A 17,309-nucleotide genomic window follows, 5' to 3' on the forward strand; every position below is an offset into this window, starting at 1 on the left:
ACCACGAGGAACAGCCGTGAGACCACCCCTGGCGCGCTTCCGCGCCATCGGCCAGCCACGCGCAGTCGCATCTGCGCTGGTCATGACGCTGGTACTGTCCGCAGGCCTGGCCGGGGCCGGCTCCGCCGCCGTAGCGGCCCCCCCGAGGGACACCTCCTCCGGAGGGGATCCGGCAGCCGTCCGCCAAGAAGCCGAGAAGGCGGCGTCCGAGGCGAAGCGCACCGGAAAGCCGGTCGAGATCGTCGGGCAGCGCACCGAGACGGACGACGTATGGGCCAATCCCGACGGAACGAAGACAGCCAACCGTTCCCTCGTCCCGATACGGGTCCGGAAAAGCGGAAAGCTGATTCCGGTTGATGCCACGCTCCAGCGCACGCAGGACGGGCGGCTGACCCCCAAAGCGACGCGGATGGGCCTGACCTTTTCGGGAGGCGGCGACGCCCCCCTCGTCGTCATGTCGGAGAACGGCCGCGACGTCTCGCTCTCATGGCCGAAGCCGCTCCCCGAGCCGGAGCTGGAGGGCGACAGCGCGCTCTACCCGGAGGTCCTGCCCGGCGTGGACCTGCGCGTGAGCGCGAGCGTCGACAGCTTCTCGCACGCGCTGATCGTCAAGAGCCGCGAGGCCGCCGCCAACCCCGAGCTGGCCGCCCTGAACTTCGGGCTCAAGGGCAAGGGCCTGACCGTACGCGCGGAGACCGACGGCCGGCTGAGCGCCGTGGACCCGGCCGGCCAGACGGTCTTCGGCTCCGCGAAGCCGCAGATGTGGGACGCCGGCGGGCGGAACGCGCAGCAGCCCGCCGCCACCCCGGGCCCCACCGCGAAGGGCCTGCGCTCCTCGGCCGCCGCCGGCGACCCGCCCGGCGCTCCGGTCGAGGGCGTCACCACGGGCGCCAAACAGGCCGACCTGGGCGTCAGGCTCAGCGGTTCCACGCTCACCCTGACGCCGGACCAGAACCTGCTCAAGGCGGCCGGGACCACGTACCCCGTCGTGATCGACCCGACCTGGGACGCCTGGAAGCAGGCATGGACCATCGCGTACAAGCACAACGCGTTCCCGTCCTCGCCGAACACCAACTACTGGAACGGCGGCACGCTGAGCAAGGACGCCCGCGTCGGCTGCGCGAAGGACGCCGCGAACGGCAACGCGGTGATCTGTGCCAAGACCTTCTTCCAGGTCGGCATGACCGACTACTGGGACAAGCAGATCCTGGAATCCACGCTGCGCATCAAGCAGAAGTCCGCGGGTTCCTGGAGCTGCAAGTCCGGTGACATCCAGGTCTGGGACACGGGCACCATCTCCAAGTCCACCACCTGGAACAACCAGCCGGCCTGGCAGCGGATGGTCGACGCCACCGGCCAGTCCTTCGGCGGACGCAACTGCCCGGGCGACGGCGACCTGATCGAACTCAATGTGAAGTCGGCCGTCGCCATGGCGGCCCAGAGGCACTGGGGAAACTGGACCTTCGGCCTCAAGGCGGCCAAGGACACCGTCGACGTCTCCTGGCGCAAGCTCGACCCGAACAGCGCCCGGATCTCCACCACGTTCAACACCACGCCGGACAAGCCCACGGACCGCTCCACCGACCCGTCCGTGCCCTGCACCGGGGGCGTGATCGGCACGACCGACCAGGTGGTGCTGCGCGCCCGCGTCAAGGACAAGGACAAGGAGGACGTCTCCCTCTACGCCGAGTTCCACTACTGGAAGGAGGGAGCCGCCACGCCCACCGTCGCCAAGGTCAAAGCGAGCAACGGGAACGTGGCGCAGCTGGTGATACCCGCCCGCGGTCTGGACGGCACCTACCGGTGGGACGTCCGCACGCTGGACGGTGTCGGCCCCGCGAGCCCCTGGGCCGGCCAGTGCGTGTTCGCCCTCGACCGCACCCGGCCCGACAAGACCCCGGTCGTGAAGTCGGAGCAGTTCCCCGAGAACGAGGACGACCCGGCCAAGACCGGCCTCGCCCGTACCGAAGGCGTCTTCAACCTCAGCGCCAACGGCGTCAAGGACGTCACCGCCTTCGAGTGGTGGACCGATTCCAACCCCAAGGTCAACAGGGTCTCGCCCACCACCACGGGCGGTTCCGTCGACATCCGCTACATGCCGACCACGGCCGGACCGCAGCGCCTTTTCGTGCACAGCCTCGACGCCTCCGGCAACCGGTCGAACCTCAAGGAGTACCTGTTCTACGTCAAGCGCCTGGCCACGCGTGACAAGCACGGCGACCTCAACGGAGACGGCACCGTCGACATCTGGAGCGTCGACCCGGGATCCGGCACCCTGTGGATGCACCCCGGCAAGGGCGACGGCACCTTCGACCTGTCCAAGCAGCTCGACCAGGGTTCCTTCGCGGATGCCGCGTCGCTGACGCACCGGGGCAGCTGGAACGAGGACTACTACGAGGATCTCGTCGCCCTGCGGCCCAGCCCCGACAACTCCCGCAAGAACCTCTACGTCTACCCCAACAGGGGTGACGGCGACCTGGAGGCCGCGGACGCCAACCGCATCGAGCTCCAAGTGGCGAACTCCGACGTGGACGACCACTGGTCCAACGCCGACCAGGTCGTGGCCATCGCCAGCGTGAACGACGACAACAACGACGGGAAGACCGACGACGCCGACCAGCCGGACCTGCTGGTGAAGACCGGCGACCAGCTCTGGCTCTACCTGGGCTCCGCGGTCGGCTTCCTCGACGCCGTCAGCGAGCCCATTCTGCTCGGCAACGCCGACTGGAAGAACATGACGATCATGTCGCCGGGGGACCTCAACGGCGACCGGCTGCCCGAGATCTGGGCCCGTGACACCGTCTCCGGCAAGATCCACCAGTACACGAGCCGCCCCACCTCCGACAGTTCCTCGGTGACCACCGCGGATCTGTCCGTCTTCGCCGATGCCACGGTCCGCGCCTCCTCCATCGGAAGCGGCTTCACCGGCGCGGCCTACCCGCACCTGGCCAGCAACGGAGACTTCGAAGCCGACGGGTACGCCGACCTGTGGTCCCGCGACGGCACCGGCCGCATCACGGAGATCCCCGGTCAGGCCCTCACGGGCGGCTCCGCCTTCGGCGCCGGCCGCCAGCTCGTCCTCGGCGGCACCTCCTGGTCCGAGTGCCGGTCGTTCACCTCCCCCGCCACCGGCACGCACAGCCTCTGCGGTCCGATCCTGGCCAAGTTCCTCGCCAAGGGCGGTACCGCACTGGGCTACCCGACCACCGACGTCCTCGTACCGGGCGACGGCGTGGGCCGGTACGTACACCTGCGCGGCCCCGGCCAGAGCAGCGACAACGGCTCGATCTACTGGCACCCCAGCAGCGGCGCCTGGGTCGTATGGGGCGCCATCCGCGCCAAGTGGCTCGCGATGGGCGCCGAGAAGGGCATCCTGGGATACCCGACCTCCGACGAGGCGTCCACCTTCGACGGCACCGGACGGTTCTCCACCTTCTCTTCGGCCTCGGGCGGGAAGGCCGGCGTGTTCTGGTCCTCCGACACCGGTGCGTGGTCCGTCCACGGATCCATCTACGGCAAGTACGCGGCCCTGGGCGGCCCGGCCAGTTACCTGGGCTACCCGGTCACCGACGAGACAAACGTCGGCGACGGCAGCGTGGCCCGCTTCAACCACTTCCGCAAGCGCTCCGACACCGAGGCCACCGGCTCCGTCTACTGGCGGAGCGGCAAGGGCTCGTGGTCGGTCTTCGGATCCATCCGCAAGAAGTGGATCGCCCTCGGCGCCGAGAAGAGCGCCCTCGGCTATCCGCAGTCCGACGAGTACGAGGTCGCGGGCGGCCCCCGCGAGGACTTCGAGAACGGATACATCCGCCACAACCGCGTGACCGGCTCCACCGTCGAGCACCAGCCCGCCGACCGCACCGCGCACCTGCGCACCGACCTGTCGGGCGACTTCAACGGAGACGGCCGCACCGACCTGGCCACCGCCTACGACTACGGCGACGACACCAGCGCCCTGTACGTGCTGAACGCGCTGCCCGACGGCGGATACGAGGAGCCGACGGTGCGCTGGACCAGCGCGAAGGGTGCCTTCTCCTACGGGCGCGCCAAGTGGGTCACGGGCGACTTCAACGGCGACGGCCGCACCGACATCGGTGCACTGTACGGCTACGCCGACGGCAGCAACGCCCTGTGGAGCTTCCTCTCCAACACCACGGGTACCTTCACCCCCGTGAAGGGCCTCACCGTGGCCGCGGGCACCTTCGACTGGGCCAGGGCCAAGCCGCTCGCCGGTGACTTCAACGGCGACGCCCGCGACGACTTCGCCATGATCTACGACTACGGCGGCGGTGACGCGGGCGCACACACCTGGACCGCGAAGGGCGAAGGCCTCTTCAACGCCGCCATGGCGAGCTGGCGTACCGGGCCGGGCAACTGGTGGATCGACCACGCCACCTTCCAGGTCGGCGACGCGAACGGCGACAAGCGCGACGACTTCCTGGCCCTGTACGGGTACTCGGCCGGCGGTGTCGCGGTCTTCACCGGCCTCGCCCAGCCGAACGGCGGCTTCGCCGCCCCTGTGAAGTCCTGGACCCAGCCCGCAGGAGGCGCCTGGGAGTACGCGAAGATCAAGTTCACTGCGGGCGACTACAACGGCGACGGCCGCGCCGACGCCGCGCTCATGTACGACCACGGCGACGGGCACGCCTCCCTGTCGACGCTGGCGGCCAAGCCGGACGGCACGGTCGGCGACGCTGTCCGCAGCTGGGACACGCCGGAGGGCTACTGGTACGGGTCCAACGCGGGCATGCCGGTATCGGGCGACTCGGACGGGGACGGCCGCGCCGACATCTCCAGCATGTACAACTACGCCAGCGGCGCCAGCGGCGCGTTCACCTTCAAGGGCCGCGCGGACGGAGGCTTCGAGAACGGCTTCCTGAGCTGGCAGACCCTGCCCGGCACCTGGTGAGCTGCCTGGCGGTCCACCGCTGACCACGAGGCCCCGCACCTTCCCGGAAGGTGCGGGGCCTTTCGTCGCGGCCCGTCCGGACGTCGGGGGCGGGAAGCCGGACCGGCCGTAAATGCCTTCCCTCCGCGGTCCCGCGCGCGGCAAGATCCGTACATGGAACGCATCCCGCCCTCTCCCCTCGCCTCCGAGCGCGAAAGCCTGCGCGCCCACCTCGACTTCCACCGCGCCACCCTCGCCATGAAGTGCGAGGGCCTGTCCGACGAGGAGCTGCGCCGGCCGGCGTCGCCGCCCTCGGAGCTGTCCCTGCTGGGCCTCGTACGGCACATGGCCGAGGTGGAGCGACAGTGGTTCCGGCGCATCGTCGGCGGCGACGAGGTGCCGCACGTGTGGTCGGACCGGCACGACTTCCAGGCCGCCTACGACGCCTCCTCCTCCACCCGCGCCGAGGCGTTCGCGGCCTGGGAGGCGGAGGTCGAGCACGCGCGCGCCGTGGAGGCCGCCGCCGAGTCCCTCGACGTGCGCCGCTACGTCCCCAGGTGGGAGGCGGAGGTCTCGCTCAGGCACCTGATGCTGCACATGATCCACGAGTACGCCCGCCACAACGGCCACGCCGACCTCATCCGGGAGGCGATCGACGGCACCGTCGGCGTCTGATCCTCCTGCCCCTATAGTGGTGTCGACATTAGGGAAGCCTTACCTAAGCCACTACTGCGGGGGGACCCCAGCATGCGCAGCACGGACGACGCGGAGCTCTACCGCGACAGCTGGGGCGTCCCCCACCTCCGCGCCGGCGACCACCTCGGCCTCGCCCGCGCCCAGGGCCGCGTCACCGCCCTGGACCGGGCCTGGCAGATCGAGGTGGAGCGGCACCGCGCCCAGGGGTCGAGCGCCGCGTTCCTCGGTCCCGAGGCCGTCGCCTGGGACCGCTTCGCACGCCAGGCCCGGCTCGACGACACCGCGCGCCGCTGCCACGACGCCCTCGACCCGCAGACCGCCGCCTGGGTACGGGCCTACGTCGAGGGCGTCAACGACGGCCTCGCCGAAGGCGCCGCCCGCGACGAGCGGTTCGCACGCACCGGACACGGCCGCACCGGAGACGGCCGCACCGGACACGGCTGCACCCCCTGGGAACCGTGGGTCCCGCTCTCCATCTGGATCGCCACCCACATCCTCTTCGCCGGTTTCGCCACCAAGCTCTGGCGCGAGCGCGTCGCCCGCGCCCTCGGCGACGACGCCGCCACCCTCTTCGCCACCGACGGCCCCGGCACGGCCGGCAGCAACGGCTGGCTGGTCCCCGGGGACCGCACCGCCACCGGAGCGGCGATCATCGCGGGCGACCCCCACCGGTTCATCGAGGACCCGGGGGTCTACCAGCAGATCCGTCTGGCCTGCCCGGAGTACGACGTCCTCGGCCTCGCCGTCCCCGGTGTCCCCGGGCTCGCCCACTTCGGCCACACCGGCAGCGCCGCCTGGGCCATCACCAACGCCATGGCCGACTACCAGGACCTGTACGTCGAGCAGTTGCGCTCGGTGGCCGACGGTGACGGCGCCGAGGCACTGGGGCCGGACGGCACCTGGGAGCCCGTCCACCGGCACACCGAGACCATCACGGTCGCCGGCGCCGGCCCCGTCACCGTCGAGGTGCTCGAAACCGCGCGCGGCCCGGTCATCACGTCCGACGCCGCGGCCCACACCCCCACGGCACAGCAGACGCTCTCCCTGCGCTACCCGCCCCGCGTCCGCCGCGAGCTCGGCTTCGCCGCCCTGCCCGCGCTGCTGCGCGCCCGTACCGTCACCGACATCGACCGCGCCCTCGACGGCTGGGCCGAGCCCGTCAACGTGGTGCACGCCGCCGACACCGAGGGCGGTCTCCTGCACCGCGTCGCCGGCGCCGTCCCGCAGCGCGATCCCGCCAACCGGCTGCGCCCCGTGCCCGCCTGGGAGGCGCGGTACGCCTGGCAGGGCTGGGCCGCGACCCCCGCCGAACCGGTCCGGGGTTTCGCCGTCATGGCGAACGCACGCGGCATCGCCTCCCCGCTCGGCGTGGAGTTCGCGCCCCCGCACCGCGCGAACCGCATCCGCGAGCTGCTCTCCGGCTCGGCCCGCTGGTCCCCGGCGGCGATGGCCGACGTACACCGGGACACCCACCTGGCCTCGGCCGAACCCCTGCTGGCCCTGCTGCCGGGGCTCGAAGGGCTCTCCCCCGACGCGGAGCGGCTGAGGGAGCGCCTGCTCGCCTGGGACCGGCACATGGAGGCCGACTCCACCGACGCCACCGTCTTCTCGGCCTTCCGGACCGCGACCGTACGCCGCTTCGCGGCCGACCCCGTCTTCGCGGGTCTGGCCGACGCTCCCGCCGCCCCCGAGGTGTTCCACCCCTGGCTGTACCTCGTCCCGCGCGTCGGCTACGCCCTGGAGGGCCTGCTGACCACCTCCCTCCTGCCCGGTCTGGACCGTGCCGCACACGTCCGCGCCGCCCTGGAGGAGACGGCGGCCGCGCACACCGCCGACACCCCCTGGTCGCAGGTACACCGGCTGGCCCCGTGGTCGGCGCTCCCGGACCCGGACGCCGAGTGGCCCGGGCTCGGCGGCGACCACGACTGCGTGAACGCCACCAGCTCCGTCCCCGGCTTCACCGACCTCACCGCCCGCGCCTCGGCGGCCCGTTACGTGTGGGACCTCGCCCGGCGCGAGGACAGCCTCTGGGCGGTCCCGCTGGGTGCGGACGGCGTCGCCGGCTCCCCCCACCACCGCGATCAGCTCCCCCTGTGGGCCCGCTGCGAACTCGTCCCCGTCGTCACCGACTGGGCCCGACTCACCAAGGAATCCGCTTGACCGCCCCCTCCGGCGCCCCCGCCACCCGGCAGCCCGTGTTCACCCGCCCCGTCGAGGGCTTCGGCACCGTCACCCTCACCCCCGTCGACCCGGCCGCCGACTCCGCCCTGATCCACAGCTGGGTCATCGAGGAACGGGCCAGGTTCTGGGGAATGGCCGAAGCCGGCCGCGAGCTGGTCCAGGAGATCTACGAGGACGTCGACCGCCGCACCACGCACCACGCGTTCCTCGTCCGGCGGGACGGGGAGCCGGTCGCACTGTTCCAGACGTACGACTGCGCCGAGGACCGGATCAGCGAGTGCTACGAGGTCGAGCCCGGCGACATCGGCATCCACCTGCTGCTCGGCCCCGTGCAGGGCGCACCCGAGCACGGGTTCAGCACGGTGCTGGCGAACGTCTTCACGTCCTACCTGTTCTCCGACTGCGGCGCCCGCCGCGTGGTCGGTGAGCCGGACGCGCGCAACGGCAAGGCCCTCTCCTTCCTGGAGCACTGCGGCTTCGTCCTCGGCCCCGAGATCGAGCTGCCCGAGATCGACCTCCCCGAGGTCCACCTCCCGGCGAAGAGGGCCCGCCTCGCCTTCCTCACCGCCCCCGGAACCCGCTGACGGGGCGCCTGCGTACGGATGTCGTACGGGTACGCGGTGCGCTGCGGCTGCGCCTCAAGGTGGACGCGGGGTGCGACACGGGCAAGGTCGTCATCGCCGCCCCGCAGCTGACGCGCTGAGCCGGAAAAGGCGGCCCCGCACCGGGATTCCGGTGCGGGGCCGCCTTCCGTCCGCGTACGGATCGTGCGGGTCGTGCGGGTCGTGCGGGGTCTACTCCGAGACGCCCAGGCGCTCCAGGATGAGCTCCTTGACGCGCGCCGCGTCCGCCTGGCCGCGGGTGGTCTTCATGACCGCGCCGACCAGGGCGCCCACCGCGGCGATCTTGCCGCCGCGGATCTTGTCCGCGATGCCGGCGTTGCCCGCGATGGCCTCGTCCACGGCCGCGCCCAGCGCGCCCTCGTCCGAGACGACCTTGAGGCCGCGCTTGTCCACGACCTCGTCCGGGGTGCCCTCGCCGGCGAGGACGCCCTCGATGACCTGGCGGGCCAGCTTGTCGTTGAGCGAGCCCTCGGCGACCAGCGCCGCGACCCGGGCGACCTGCGCCGGGGTGATGGGCAGCTCGTCGACGGAGACGCCCTGCTCGTTGGCGTTGCGGGCCAGCTCGCCCATCCACCACTTGCGCGCGGCGGCCGAGTCGGCGCCCGCCTCGATGGTGGCGACGATGGAGTCCACCGCGCCCGCGTTCAGGATGGACTGCATGTCGTGCTCGCCCACGCCCCACTCCTCGCGGAGCCGGTTGCGGCGCACGCGCGGCATCTCGGGCAGGGTGCCGCGCAGTTCCTCGACCCAGTCGCGGGCCGGGGCGACGGGGACCAGGTCGGGCTCCGGGAAGTACCGGTAGTCCTCGGCGTTGTCCTTGATCCGGCCGGCCGTGGTGGAGCCGTCGTCCTCGTGGAAGTGCCGGGTCTCCTGCACGATGGTGCCGCCGGAGGACAGGACCGCCGCGTGGCGCTGGATCTCGAAGCGCGCCGCCCGCTCCACGGAGCGCAGCGAGTTGACGTTCTTCGTCTCCGAGCGGGTACCGAACTTCTCGGTGCCGTTCGGGCGCAGCGACAGGTTCACGTCGCAGCGCATCTGGCCCTTGTCCATCCGGGCCTCGGACACGCCGAGGGCCTTGATGACCTCGCGCAGCTCGGCGACGTACGCCTTGGCGACCTCGGGGGCCCGCTCGCCCGCGCCCTCGATGGGCTTGGTGACGATCTCGATGAGCGGGATGCCGGCGCGGTTGTAGTCCAGCAGGGAGTGGGACGCGCCGTGGATACGGCCGGTGGCGCCGCCGACGTGCAGCGACTTGCCGGTGTCCTCCTCCATGTGGGCGCGCTCGATCTCCACGCGGAAGATCTCGCCGTCCTCCAGCTGGACGTCGAGGTAGCCGTTGAAGGCGATGGGCTCGTCGTACTGGGAGGTCTGGAAGTTCTTCGGCATGTCCGGGTAGAAGTAGTTCTTCCGGGCGAAGCGGCACCATTCGGCGATCTCGCAGTTCAGCGCGAGGCCGATCTTGATCGCGGATTCGACGCCGATCGCGTTGACGACCGGCAGCGCGCCGGGCATGCCGAGGCAGACGGGGCACGTCTGCGAGTTGGGCTCGGCGCCCAGCTCGGTCGAGCAGCCGCAGAACATCTTGGTCTTGGTGCCGAGCTCGACATGGACCTCCAGGCCCATGACGGGGTCGTACGACGCGAGGGCGTCCTCGTACGACAGCAGTTCGGTGACGGTCACAGTGAAACTTCCCTCTCAGCCCAGCAGGACGTCGTCGTCGCCGAGGCGCTTGAGCTCGCGGTACAGGATCGCGAGCCCGGTGACGATGGCGGCGGCGGACACAACGGCGTCGACCAGCTTCAGCGTGTCGTTCTCGACGCGGGCCTTGCGGGCCTGCTTGATCACGCTGATGGCACCGAAGGCGGTGGTGCCGATCGACAGGTACGTACCGGACTTGGACTTCTTGAAGCCCTTGGCCTTGGACAGTGCGCTACCACTCACAGCGACGGAGCCTCCTCAAGCAGCGGGTGACCCCAGCGGGCGGTGAAGGCGGCCTCTACGGCGGCACCGACCTTGTACAGCCGGTCGTCCTTCATGGCGGGGGCGATGATCTGCAGTCCGACCGGCAGGCCGTCCTCCGGTGCCAGGCCGCAGGGGAGCGACATGGCGGAGTTGCCGGCCAGGTTGGTCGGGATGGTGCACAGGTCGGCGAGGTACATCGCCAGCGGGTCGTCGGTGCGCTCACCGATCGCGAAGGCGGTGGTCGGGGTCGTCGGGGAGACGATCACGTCCACCTGCTCGAAGGACTTCTCGAAGTCCTTCGAGATGAGTGTGCGCACCTTCTGGGCGGAGCCGTAGTACGCGTCGTAGTAGCCGGAGCTGAGCGCGTACGTACCGAGGATGATGCGGCGCTTGACCTCGTCGCCGAAGCCGGCTTCGCGGGTCAGGGCGGTGACGTCCTCGGCGGACAGGGTGCCGTCGTCGCCGACGCGCAGGCCGTAGCGCAGGCCGTCGAAGCGGGCCAGGTTCGAGGAGGCCTCGGACGGGGCGATCAGGTAGTACGCGGCCATGGCGAGGTCGAAGGACGGGCAGTCCAGTTCGACGATCTCGGCGCCCAGCTCCTTGAGGAGCTCGACCGACTCGTTGAAGCGCTGCACGACACCGGCCTGGTAGCCCTCGCCCGCGAACTGCTTGACCACGCCGACGCGCATGCCGGCGACGGAGCCGTTGCGGGCCGCCTCGACGACCGGCGGGACGGGGGCGTCGATGGAGGTGGAGTCCATCGGGTCGTGGCCGGCGATCACCTCGTGGAGGAGCGCGGCGTCCAGGACCGTACGGGCGCAGGGGCCGCCCTGGTCGAGGGAGGAGGAGAAGGCCACCATGCCGTAGCGGGACACCGAGCCGTACGTGGGCTTCACGCCGACGGTGGCCGTGACCGCGGCGGGCTGACGGATGGAGCCGCCGGTGTCCGTGCCGATGGCCAGCGGTGCCTGGAAGGCGGCGAGGGCCGCGGCGGAGCCGCCGCCGGAGCCGCCGGGGATGCGGGTGAGGTCCCACGGGTTGCCGGTGGGGCCGTACGCGCTGTTCTCGGTGGAGGAGCCCATGGCGAACTCGTCCATGTTGGTCTTGCCGAGGATGACGACGTCGGCTTCCTTGAGCCTGCGCGTCAGGGTGGCGTCGTAGGGCGGGATCCACCCTTCGAGCATCTTCGAGCCGACGGTGGTCGGGATGCCGACGGTCGTGAAGATGTCCTTGAGCGCGAGCGGCACGCCGGCCAGCGGGCCGAGCTTCTCGCCGCGCTCGCGCTTGGCGTCGACGGCGCGGGCCTGGGCGAGGGCGCCCTCGCGGTCGACGTGGAGGAAGGCGTGGACCTTCTCGTCGGTCGCCTCGATGCGGGCCAGGTGGGCCTCGGTGACCTCGACGGCCGTGAGCTCGCCGGAGGCGATCTTCTCGGCGGTCTCGGCGGCCGTGAGCTTGATGATGACGGTGTCAGTCATGTTGTTAGTCCTCCCCCAGGATCTGCGGCACCTTGAAACGCTGCTGCTCCTGGGCGGGAGCGCCGGAAAGCGCCTGCTCGGGGGTGAGCGACGGACGGACCTCGTCCGCGCGCATGACATTGGTCAGCGGCAGCGGGTGGGAGGTCGGCGGGACGTCTTGGTCGGCGACCTCGGATACGCGGGCGACCGCGCCGATGATGTCGTCGAGCTGTCCGGCGAAGTGGTCGAGCTCTTCGCTCTTCAGTTCCAGACGTGCCAGCCGAGCGAGGTGGGCGACCTCCTCGCGCGTGATGCCAGGCATGCAGCGATCCTCTGGGGGTGGTGAGTGTGTAGGTTTCGCTGCCAATCCTATGGGGCGGGGGGTGTGGGCCACGAACCCATTGCCCGTGGGGCCTCCCGATCCGGGCGCGGCGCCGCGGCGCGAGCGGTCCCCGGGCTGCGCCCGGGGCTACCCGGGGCTCCGCCCCGGACCCCGCGCCTCAAACGCCGGCGGGGCTGGGTTCGGCTGCGCCCGAGCCGGGACGGCGCCGGCGGGGGTGCGGCTGCGCCAACAGGCTGGGTTCGGCTGCGCCCGGCGGGTACGGCTACGCCCGGCGGGGTGCGGCTGTGCCCGGTGGGGGGGGTCAGCTGCCGGTGGGGGTACGGCTGCGCCCGGTGGGGGTGGGGGGCCGGGCGGTTCAGGAGGCCTGGGATTCGTTGGCGGCCGCGGCGGCGAGTTCGGCCGTGATGTCCGCCGGGCGGCGCCAGCCGCGTTCGCCGCGGGCCAGGAGCCAGGCCGTGGCCTCCTGCGGGGGCATGGCGGCGGCGACCAGCCAGCCCTGGACGGCGTCGCAGCCCAGGTCCCGCAGGCGCTCCCAGGTCTCGTCGTCCTCGACGCCCTCCGCGACGACCAGCAGGCCCAGCGAATGCGCGAGGTCCACCGTGCACCGGACGATCTCGGCGTCCTGGGCGTCCACGGCCAGCCGCGCCACGAACGAGCGGTCGATCTTGAGCTCGCTGACCGGCAGCCGCCGCAGGTGCACCAGCGAGGAGTAGCCGGTGCCGAAGTCGTCCAGGGACATCTTCACCCCGTGGCCGGTCAGCCCGGCCATGGTGTCCGCCGCCCGCTGGGGGTCCTCCAGCAGGACGTGTTCCGTTATCTCCAGCTGGAGGCCGCTCGCCGGGACGCCGTGCCGGGCGAGGCGTGCGGCCACGGCTCCCGCGAAGCCGGGGGTGTGGACGTCGCGCGGTGAGACGTTCACGGCGACCGGCACCTTGAGCCCCTGGGCACGCCAGCGGGCCACCTGGGCCAGAGCCGTCTCCAGGACGTACTCCGTCAGGTGCGGCATGAGGCCGGAGGTCTCCGCGATGGCGATGAACTCGTCCGGGGAGACGCGCCCGCGCTCGGGGTGGACCCAGCGCACGAGCGCCTCTAGGCCGGCCACCTTCCCGTCGAAGCGGACTTTCGGCTGGTAGTGGAGCTCGACCTCGCCCGCGTCGAGCGCCCTGCGCAGATCGCCGAGGAGGCCGAGCCGGTCGGGCGTGTTGCTGTCCCGCTTGGACTCGTACACCTCGACGCCGGTGCGGTCCCGCTTGGCCTGGTACATGGCGACGTCGGCGCGGCGCAGCAGGCCCTCCGCGTCGAGGGCGTGGTCGGGGAAGACGGCGAGGCCGGCGCTGGCCTCCAGGACGAGGGTGAGGCCGTCCAGGTCGAGCGGGGAGCTGAGCTCGGAGACCAGGTGGCGGGCGACCCGCTGGGCGCTGGTGGTGGAGTCGGCGAGCGGCAGCAGGACGGCGAACTCGTCCCCGCCGAGGCGTGCCGCCTCGGCGTCCGGCGGGAGCGCCTGCCGCAGCCGTTCGGCGATCTGCAGGAGCAGCCGGTCCCCGGCGAGGTGGCCGAGGGTGTCGTTGACGGCGCGGAAGCGGTCGAGGTCGATGAGGACGAGGGCGGAGCGGGTGCCCAAACGTTCAGCCTCGTCCAGCGCCGACCAGGTGCGCTCCAGCAGCCACTGCCGGTTGGGCAGGCCCGTCAGCGGGTCGCGCAGCTGTTCCTCGGCTCGGGCGCGGGCGATCCACAGGGTGGAGTCCAGTGCGATGAGCGGTACGGCGAACAGCGGCAGCAGGACGGGCTGGTTGGAGGCGACGACGCAGATCAGCGGGGCGATGCCGAGCAGCGCGGCGGCCACCAGCGCCTGCCTCAGCAGGGCGGTGCGGGCGACGGTGGGCAGTCCGGCGCCGCGCGGGGCGAGCGCGAACCACAGCACGATCCGGGTCACCAGCAGGTAGGCGAGGGCGACCAGGACCACTTCGGGGATCGCCGCCAGGTCCCAGGTGCCGGGCACCCAGGGGGTCTCCACGGTCGGCGCCTCGCCGAAGGCGGCCAGGACGAGGGCGCCCGCGCCGATGCCGAGGATGTCGGCGGAACCGTGCAGCAGGCCTTGGCGCCAGCGGTGGCGGCGGGCGGCGCCGACGAGCGAGACCACCGCCAGCGAGACCAGTCCGGCGGGGACCCATCCGTACAGGAGGAGGACGCCGAGGGTGAGCGCGGCTCCCGAGCCGGTGCCGCCCCACCAGCGGTCGCGGCCGAGCGCCACGAGGTGGCCGACGATGACACCGGTGAGCAGGGCGAGCGCCCAGCCCACGGGCCCGCCGGGGAAGAGGGCGTGACGGTCGGTCAGCGACGTGACGATCCCGGAGGCCAGTGCGGCGACGGCCAGGCCGACCACGGCGAAGGGCAGCACGGTGCGCCCCTCCTGCCCGCCCGCGCCCGCCCCGGTGTCGAGCGTACGGGTCTGCGGTGTCCTGGCACGCAGGAGACCGAGCCGGCCCGTCCGCACGGGCGGGGGTTCCCCGCCGGATTCCGGTGACGGGTCGGCGCTTTCGGTGGGTTTCATGCCCGTCCCTCTCACAGCCGGCGATGCCGATGTCACGCGATGGCCCCTGTGCCGTGCCACCGCGGCTGACAGCACATCAGGCAGCCGTGCACGACAGGAGCACCCCTCAACAGTAGGACGCGAGAGGGGTCCAGGGGCAGCGGTCGGCGGTGGTTGCCCGAATGTGACCCAGCCATCCTCATCAGTACGGTATCCGCCGAACAGGCGAGTTTGGACCAGGCCGACCGGGGTCACCCATCCGATGATCCGACAGCTCACGGGCCCGCCACCAGCCTTGTACCGGCCTTTTACCACTGGGGGCCGCGCCGGGCGTGCGCCCGCCCGCACGGCCGCACGCCACGCATCGGTTCGTCTTCTGCGCTACCGAGCGAGGACGTTCACCCGGTCGTCACTCCGCTTCGGTGGCGCCGTCCGCCGGGAGGGCCACGGCGCGCGCGGCGTCGGGCCCCTGTTCCAGCAGTACCGCGAACCCGGCGTCGTCGAGGACCGGCAGCTTCAACTGGACGGCCTTGTCGTACTTCGAGCCCGGGTTCTCGCCGACGACGACGAAGGAGGTTTTCTTCGAGACGGAGCCGGTGACCTTCGCGCCCCGGCTCTGCAGGGCCTCCTTGGCGCCGTCGCGGGTGTGGCTCTGCAACGTGCCGGTGACCACGACGGTCATGCCCTCCAGCGGACGCGGCCCTTCGGCCTCGCCGGAACCTTCCTCCTCCATCCGGACACCGGCCGCGCGCCACTTGCGCAGGATCTCCTGGTGCCACTCGACGGCGAACCACTCCTTGAGGGAGGCGGCGATGATCGCGCCGACGCCGTCGGTGGCGGCCAGTTCCGCCTCGGTGGCCTGCTCGATGCGCTCGATCGAACGGAATTCCCGGGCGAGGGCCTCGGCGGCCACGGGCCCGACGTGGCGGATGGACAGGCCGTTGATGATGCGGGCCAGGGGGCGGTCCTTGGCCGCTTCGATGTTCTGGAGCATCGCCAGGGCGTTCTTCTTCGGCTCGCCCTTCTGGTTGGCGAAGACCCTGACGATCTTCTCCTCGCCCGTCTTGGGGTCCCGCTTGGGAAGCCCGCTGTCCTGGTCGAGCACGTACGCCTTGATGGGGAGCAGGTCCTCGATGGTGAGGGTGAACAGGTCCCCCTCGTCCAGCATCGGCGGGGAGGCCGGCTCCAGCGGCCGGGTCAGCGCGGCCGCGGCGACCTTTCCGAAGTTCTCGATGTCCAGGCACTGCCGGCCGACCAGGTAGAACAGCCGCTCGCGCAGCTGCGCGGGGCAGGTCTGCCCGTTGGGGCAGCGCAGGTCGATGTCGCCCTCCTTCATCGGCCGCAGCGGCGTACCGCACTCGGGGCACTCGGCGGGCATCACGAACTCCCGCTCGGTGCCATCGCGCAGGTCCACCACCGGGCCGAGGATCTCGGGGATGACGTCGCCCGCCTTGCGCAGCACGACGGTGTCCCCGATCAGCACGCCCTTGGCCTTGACGACCTCCTGGTTGTGCAGGGTCGCGAACTCGACCTCCGAGCCGGCCACGGTCACCGGCTCGACCTGCGCGTACGGGGTGACGCGCCCGGTGCGGCCGACGCCGACCTTGATGTCGACCAGCTTGGTGTTGACCTCTTCGGGGGCGTACTTCCAGGCGATGGCCCAGCGCGGGGCGCGCGCGGTGGAGCCGAGCCGGCCCTGGAGCGGGATCTCGTCGAGCTTGACGACGACGCCGTCGATCTCGTGCTCCACGGAGTGCCGGTTCTCGCCGAAGTAGGAGATGAACTCGCGTACCTCTTCGAGCGAGCCGACCACCTTGTTGTGCCGGGCGGTCGGCAGGCCCCACTCGCTGAGCAGCGCGTAGGCCTGGGAGAGCTTGTCGATGTCGAAGCCCTCGCGGGCGCCGATGCCGTGGACGACCATGTGCAGCGGGCGGGTCGCGGTGACCTTGGGGTCCTTCTGGCGCAGCGAACCGGCCGCCGCGTTGCGCGGGTTGGCGAAGGGCTTGTCGCCCGCCGCGACCAGGCGGGCGTTGAGCTCCTCGAACTTCTCCATCGGAAAGAAGACCTCGCCGCGGATCTCCACCAGCTCGGGGATCCGCTCGCCCTTGAGGCGGTCGGGGATCTCGGCGATGGTGCGGACGTTGGGCGTGATGTCCTCGCCGGTGCGGCCGTCGCCGCGGGTGGCGGCGCGGGTGAGGCGGCCGTTCTCGTAGGTGAGGTTCACGGCCAGGCCGTCCACCTTGAGCTCGCACAGGTAGTGGTAGGCGCCGGTGTTCACGTCCCGGGCCACCCGCTCGGCCCAGGCCGCCAGTTCCTCGTCCTCGAAGGCGTTGTCGAGCGAGAGCATGCGCTCGCGGTGCTTGACGGAGGCGAAGTCCGTCTCGTACGCCCCGGCCACCTTCTGGGTGGGCGAGTCGGGGGTGCGCAGCTGCGGGTACTCCTCCTCCAACGCCTCCACCGAGCGCAGCAGCTGGTCGAACTCGGCGTCACTGACGACCGGCTGGTCGTTCACGTAGTACCGGAAGCGGTGCTCCTCGACCTGCTCGGCGAGCAGCGCGTGCTGCTCGCGCACCGCCGCCGGTACCGTCGTGTCGCCTGCCTGCTTCTGTTCGGCTGCCATGCCGTGTCCTCC

General features: G+C 71.6%; 10 protein-coding genes. 4 read left to right on the plus strand and 6 right to left on the minus strand.

Annotated features, from left to right (window positions below; all coding sequences use genetic code 11):
- The first annotated feature begins 82 nt into the window (after window positions 1-82).
- From ACIA6C_RS05885 to ACIA6C_RS05900, 4 genes are all read left to right on the plus strand, one after another.
- A complete protein-coding gene (locus ACIA6C_RS05885; RefSeq protein WP_399273176.1) occupies window positions 83-4,909 on the plus strand; it encodes an FG-GAP-like repeat-containing protein in 4,827 nt (1,608 codons plus the stop codon).
- Window positions 4,910-5,062: 153 nt separating this feature from the next.
- Window positions 5,063-5,563: a DinB family protein gene (locus tag ACIA6C_RS05890; RefSeq protein ID WP_399273178.1), complete on the plus strand. Its 501-nt coding sequence runs from the start codon at window positions 5,063-5,065 to the stop codon at window positions 5,561-5,563.
- A gap of 72 nt (window positions 5,564-5,635) precedes the next feature.
- Window positions 5,636-7,744 (plus strand): penicillin acylase family protein, encoded by a 2,109-nt coding sequence (locus tag ACIA6C_RS05895; protein ID WP_399273180.1) that lies wholly within the window; start codon window positions 5,636-5,638, stop codon window positions 7,742-7,744.
- Complete coding sequence (locus ACIA6C_RS05900; protein WP_399273182.1) at window positions 7,741-8,349, plus strand: GNAT family N-acetyltransferase; 609 nt, start codon at window positions 7,741-7,743, stop codon at window positions 8,347-8,349. Before ACIA6C_RS05895 ends, ACIA6C_RS05900 begins: the two co-directional genes overlap by 4 nt.
- A 210-nt stretch (window positions 8,350-8,559) precedes the next feature.
- Here the strand turns inward: ACIA6C_RS05900 and gatB are convergent, their stop codons facing one another.
- From gatB to ligA, 6 genes are all read right to left on the minus strand, one after another.
- Entirely contained in the window at window positions 8,560-10,011 is a 1,452-nt protein-coding gene (gene gatB / locus ACIA6C_RS05905) for an Asp-tRNA(Asn)/Glu-tRNA(Gln) amidotransferase subunit GatB (protein ID WP_399274488.1), read from the minus strand.
- A gap of 72 nt (window positions 10,012-10,083) precedes the next feature.
- The gene (locus ACIA6C_RS05910) at window positions 10,084-10,329 is read right to left on the minus strand and encodes a hypothetical protein (RefSeq protein WP_361128303.1); all 246 of its coding nucleotides are present in this window, start codon (window positions 10,327-10,329) and stop codon (window positions 10,084-10,086) included.
- Window positions 10,326-11,825, minus strand: a complete 1,500-nt coding sequence (gene gatA, locus ACIA6C_RS05915; RefSeq protein WP_361128306.1) for an Asp-tRNA(Asn)/Glu-tRNA(Gln) amidotransferase subunit GatA — start codon at window positions 11,823-11,825, stop codon at window positions 10,326-10,328. Before gatA ends, ACIA6C_RS05910 begins: the two co-directional genes overlap by 4 nt.
- 4 nt (window positions 11,826-11,829) lie before the next feature.
- The gene (gatC, locus tag ACIA6C_RS05920; RefSeq protein ID WP_007266718.1) at window positions 11,830-12,126 is read right to left on the minus strand and encodes an Asp-tRNA(Asn)/Glu-tRNA(Gln) amidotransferase subunit GatC; all 297 of its coding nucleotides are present in this window, start codon (window positions 12,124-12,126) and stop codon (window positions 11,830-11,832) included.
- A 376-nt stretch (window positions 12,127-12,502) separates the two neighbouring features.
- Window positions 12,503-14,698, minus strand: a complete 2,196-nt coding sequence (locus tag ACIA6C_RS05925) for a putative bifunctional diguanylate cyclase/phosphodiesterase (protein WP_399273185.1) — start codon at window positions 14,696-14,698, stop codon at window positions 12,503-12,505.
- A 388-nt stretch (window positions 14,699-15,086) separates the two neighbouring features.
- The gene (ligA, locus tag ACIA6C_RS05930; protein ID WP_399273187.1) at window positions 15,087-17,297 is read right to left on the minus strand and encodes an NAD-dependent DNA ligase LigA; all 2,211 of its coding nucleotides are present in this window, start codon (window positions 17,295-17,297) and stop codon (window positions 15,087-15,089) included.
- Between the last annotated feature and the right edge of the window lie 12 nt (window positions 17,298-17,309).

The sequence above is a fragment of the Streptomyces sp. NPDC051578 genome, from assembly GCF_044454045.1.
Taxonomy (GTDB): Bacteria; Actinomycetota; Actinomycetes; order Streptomycetales; family Streptomycetaceae; genus Streptomyces.

Bases quoted from the DNA above. Each gene is read 5' to 3' on its own strand.
- ACIA6C_RS05890 (WP_399273178.1), top strand. From the start codon at position 5,063: ATGGAACGCATCCCGCCCTCTCCCCTCGCCTCCGAGCGCGAAAGCCTG.
- gatA (WP_361128306.1), bottom strand. From the start codon at position 11,825: ATGACTGACACCGTCATCATCAAGCTCACGGCCGCCGAGACCGCCGAG.
- ACIA6C_RS05885 (WP_399273176.1), top strand. From the start codon at position 83: ATGACGCTGGTACTGTCCGCAGGCCTGGCCGGGGCCGGCTCCGCCGCC.
- gatC (WP_007266718.1), bottom strand. From the start codon at position 12,126: ATGCCTGGCATCACGCGCGAGGAGGTCGCCCACCTCGCTCGGCTGGCA.
- ACIA6C_RS05925 (WP_399273185.1), bottom strand. From the start codon at position 14,698: ATGAAACCCACCGAAAGCGCCGACCCGTCACCGGAATCCGGCGGGGAA.
- ACIA6C_RS05895 (WP_399273180.1), top strand. From the start codon at position 5,636: ATGCGCAGCACGGACGACGCGGAGCTCTACCGCGACAGCTGGGGCGTC.
- gatB (WP_399274488.1), bottom strand. From the start codon at position 10,011: ATGGGCCTGGAGGTCCATGTCGAGCTCGGCACCAAGACCAAGATGTTC.
- ligA (WP_399273187.1), bottom strand. From the start codon at position 17,297: ATGGCAGCCGAACAGAAGCAGGCAGGCGACACGACGGTACCGGCGGCG.